Annotated in this window: 2 protein-coding genes, 1 tRNA gene and 1 pseudogene; all 4 read left to right on the top strand. The window is 73.5% G+C overall.

Going from position 1 to position 3,835, the window contains the following annotated elements:
* Window positions 1–433 precede the first annotated feature (433 nt).
* Window positions 434–2,392: pseudogene (locus tag JNW87_RS35995) on the top strand (transketolase C-terminal domain-containing protein); the annotation flags it as partial.
* 111 nt (window positions 2,393–2,503) lie between these two features.
* Window positions 2,504–2,941, top strand: coding sequence for a DUF3052 domain-containing protein (locus JNW87_RS36000; protein ID WP_109805528.1), 438 nt, complete (start codon window positions 2,504–2,506; stop codon window positions 2,939–2,941).
* 79 nt (window positions 2,942–3,020) lie between these two features.
* Complete coding sequence (locus JNW87_RS36005; protein WP_109805529.1) at window positions 3,021–3,488, top strand: peroxiredoxin; 468 nt, start codon at window positions 3,021–3,023, stop codon at window positions 3,486–3,488.
* Window positions 3,489–3,571: 83 nt separating this feature from the next.
* A tRNA-Val gene (locus tag JNW87_RS36010) sits at window positions 3,572–3,646 on the top strand.
* The last annotated feature ends 189 nt before the right edge of the window (window positions 3,647–3,835 follow it).

The following is a 3,835-nucleotide window of genomic DNA, read 5'->3' on the forward strand; positions in this document are numbered from 1 at the left end:
GGGGTGCGGTCGCGCCGCGCAAAAAAAGGGGAAGTCTTGAAGGGGATCGGCCCGGCGGCAGTGGCCTGCTCGGGCGTCCGGGGGTGTAACGACCCGGGCGCTGACCGGACCGAGCCGGACGCGGCGACCTCGGGGCGGGACCGGCTGCTCGGCGGCTCGGCCGAGCCCGACGCGGAAGGCGCCGGCCGGGCCGGAACCGACCCCGGGCGGTCGGCGGCGGAGGCCGTCGAGCCGCGTCCGGCACCGTGGCGCCGGACCACGACCAGAACACCGGAACCCCCGACCGGACAGCCGAGCGCCCGCCCGGGACGCCGGCGCGCCGGACCGGGACGCGGGCGCCGTCCAGGCGAGGGCCCTTCCGCTCGGCGTCGGGGTCGCGGTCGACGCCACCGGCGAGGCGGTGCTCGCCGCCCCGGCGGTCGCCGAGGACGCGTACGCCGAGGCGGCGCGGGACGTGCTGCGGGGGATGGTCGCCTCGGCCCGGGAGCCGATCGCCGGTGGCCGGCACAAGGTCTTCGGCCGGGCCGACCTGACCGTCATCCCCACCACCTCCACCATCGCCTCGCACCTGCCCCGGGCGGTCGGCATGGGGTTGGCCCTGGAACGGCTGCGACGGGTCGGCGGCGGGCGCCGGGCCGGGTCCGCGCCGTCGACCGGCGAGGCGACCGGCTCGCCGTGGCCGCCGGACGCCATCGTGGTCTGCTCGTTCGGCGACGCCTCGGTGAACCACGCCAGCGCCACCGCCGCGTTCAACACCGCCGGCTGGTACGACCACACCGGCCTGCGCATCCCGGTCCTCTTCGTCTGCGAGGACAACGGCCTCGGCATCAGCGTCCGCTCACCGAAGGGCTGGGTGGCGGCGACGCTGCGCGCGAAGCCCGGGATCCGCTACTTCGCCGCGGACGGCGCCGACCCGGTCGAGGCGTACCGGGTGGCGGGGGAGGCGGCGGCCTGGGTGCGCCGGCACCGGCGGCCGGCCGTGCTGCACCTGACCACCGTGCGGCTGATGGGACACGCCGGGGCGGACGCGGAGACCGCGTACCGGAGCCCGGCGGAGATCGCCGCGGACGCCGAGCGGGACCCGCTGCTGGCCACCGCGCGGCTGCTGGTCGAGGGAGGCTTCGCCACCGGCGAGGAACTGCTGACCCGGTACGACGAGCGGGGCTGGCAGGTCCGCCGGATCGCCGAGGAGGTGCTCGACGAGCCGAAGCTCGCCTCCCCGGCCGAGGTGGTGGCGGCGCTGGCCCCCCGCCGGCCGGTACGGATCTCCCACGCCGTGGCCGACGCGGCGGCCCGGGCGGCCGGGCCGAACGCGGCCGCGCGCGCCGAGGCGTTCGGCGGCAAGCCGCCGGAGCTGGCCGGCCCGCTCACCCTGGCGCAGAGCATCAACGCGGCGCTCGCCGACGGGATGCTCGACCACCCCGGCATGGCCGTGTTCGGCGAGGACGTCGCCGCCAAGGGCGGGGTGTACGGGGTGACCAAGGGGCTGCGGGACAGGTTCGGCGCGGCCCGGGTCTTCGACACGCTCCTCGACGAGACCTCGATCCTCGGGCTGGGCCTCGGCGCGGGGATCGCCGGAATGCTGCCGGTGCCGGAGATCCAGTACCTGGCCTACCTGCACAACGCCGAGGACCAGTTGCGCGGCGAGGCCGCCACCATGCAGTTCTTCTCCGGCGGCGCGTTCCGCAACCCGATGGTGGTGCGGGTCGCCGGGCTGGCGTACCAGGAGGGGTTCGGCGGGCACTTCCACAACGACAACTCGGTGGCCGTACTGCGGGACGTGCCCGGCCTGGTGATCGCGGTGCCGGCGCGGCCGGACGACGCCGCGCCCATGCTGCGGACCTGCCTGGCCGCCGCGGCGGTGGACGGCAGCGTCTGCGTCTTCCTGGAGCCGATCGCCCTTTACCACACCCGGAACCTGTACGCCGACGGCGACGGGGAGTGGCTGGGCGAGTACGCCGAACCCGGCGCGTGGGCGGCCGGCCACGTCCCGGTGGGCCGGGCCCGGGTGTACGGGGTCGGTTCCGCCGAAGACGTCACCATCATCACCTTCGGTAACGGGGTGCGGATGTCGCTGCGGGCGGCGGCCACCCTCGCCGACGAGGGGATCGGCACCCGGGTGGTGGATCTGCGCTGGCTCGCCCCGCTGCCGGTGGCCGACATCATCCGGGAGGCCTCGGCCACCGGCCGGGTCCTGGTCGTCGACGAGACCCGCCGGTCGGGCGGGGTGGGCGAGGGGGTGATCGCCGCGCTGGTCGACGCCGGGTACGTCGGGGCGGCGCGCCGGGTGGCGGGAGTTGACTCGTTTGTACCATTAGGTCCGGCGGCGCGTCAGGTTCTGGTCTCCGAGGAAGCCATTACCCAGGGTGCTCGTACGCTGCTGGCACGGTAAATTCCGTTCCACCCGGTGCGCCACTTGCGCGGGGAGCCACAACTGTGTGGACTTGGCCCGACGGTGTCGTACGACGCCGCGAGCAGGGATGAGATGAGGAGGCACGCGACAGTGAGCGCGACCGCTGGTCAGGCCGCCGACGGGGTACGCAGCCTGGCGGACCGGTTCGGGATCGAGCCGGGGATGGTCGTCATGGAGATGGGGTACGACGACGACGTCGACCAGGATCTCCGCGACGCCCTGACCGACCGCTGTGGAGAGCTGGTCGACGAGGACACCGACGAGGTGGTCGACTCGGTGCTCGTCTGGTACCGCGACGGCGACGGTGACCTCTTCGAGCTTCTCGTCGACGCCCTCGGGCCGCTGGCCGACAACGGGGTGGTGTGGCTCCTGACGCCCAAGGCCGGGCGGGACGGCCACGTCGAGCCGAGCGAGGTCGCGGAGAGCGCGCAGACCGCCGGCCTCCAGCAGACCTCGACGGTCAACGCCGGCCTCGACTGGAGCGGCGCCCGCCTGGTGCTCCGCCGCGGGTCCAAGGCGAAGAAGTAGCCGGCCCTCCACGCCCCGGCGGCCCGCGCCACCGGGTGTGGCAGGCTGATCGTCTCCAGACTCGACCCGAGGAGCTCGCATGACCATCGAGGTTGGCGCCGAGGCGCCGGACTTCGTGCTGAAGGACCAGAACAACCAGGAGGTTCGGCTCGCCGACTTCCGCGGCAAGCGCACCGTGCTGCTGGTCTTCTACCCGCTCGCCTTCACCGGCATCTGCCAGGGTGAGCTGTGCGAGGTGCGGGACAACCTCAACGAGTACGTCAACGACGACGTCCAGGTGCTGACCGTCAGCGTCGACTCCGTCTACGCCCACAAGATCTGGGCCGACCGGGAGGGCTACCAGTTCCCGCTGCTGGCCGACTTCTGGCCGCACGGCGCGGTTGCCCAGGCGTACGGCGTGTTCAACGACGTCGCGGGCATCGCCAACCGCGGCACCTTCGTGATCGACAAGACCGGCGTGGTCCGGTTCGCGGAGATGAACATGCCGGGCGAGGCGCGCGACCAGGAGGGCTGGCGCAAGGCGCTCGCCGAGACCGTCGCCGCCTGATCCCCGAACCGGGCATACCGTTCGACCGGGCCGGTGACCGGCAGGTAGGCTTGCCAGCCACCGGCCCGCTGTACGGGCGTTCCGGGCGCGTAGCTCAGCGGGAGAGCACTCGCCTTACAAGCGAGGGGTCGCAGGTTCGAAACCTGCCGCGCCCACCACCATTGACCAGCAATGGAGCCAATCACAAGATCACGCTCGCGCGTCGCGTCGCTCGCCCCAAGGCGAGGATCCACAACACCCACCGCAACCCCGGTGAACGTTAGTGGACACCGCACCAGTGAGGCTCCGCCTCGGACCGCCGAGGTGGGTGGTTGGGCTGGGGCTGGTCGGGCCGCTGGTGGTGGGTT

This window comes from Micromonospora sp. ATA51 (genome assembly GCF_016802855.1).
Lineage (GTDB): Bacteria > Actinomycetota > Actinomycetes > Mycobacteriales > Micromonosporaceae > Micromonospora > Micromonospora sicca.

Coding starts and splice junctions, on each gene's coding strand:
- JNW87_RS36005 (WP_109805529.1), top strand. CDS start 3,021: ATGACCATCGAGGTTGGCGCCGAGGCGCCGGACTTCGTGCTGAAGGAC.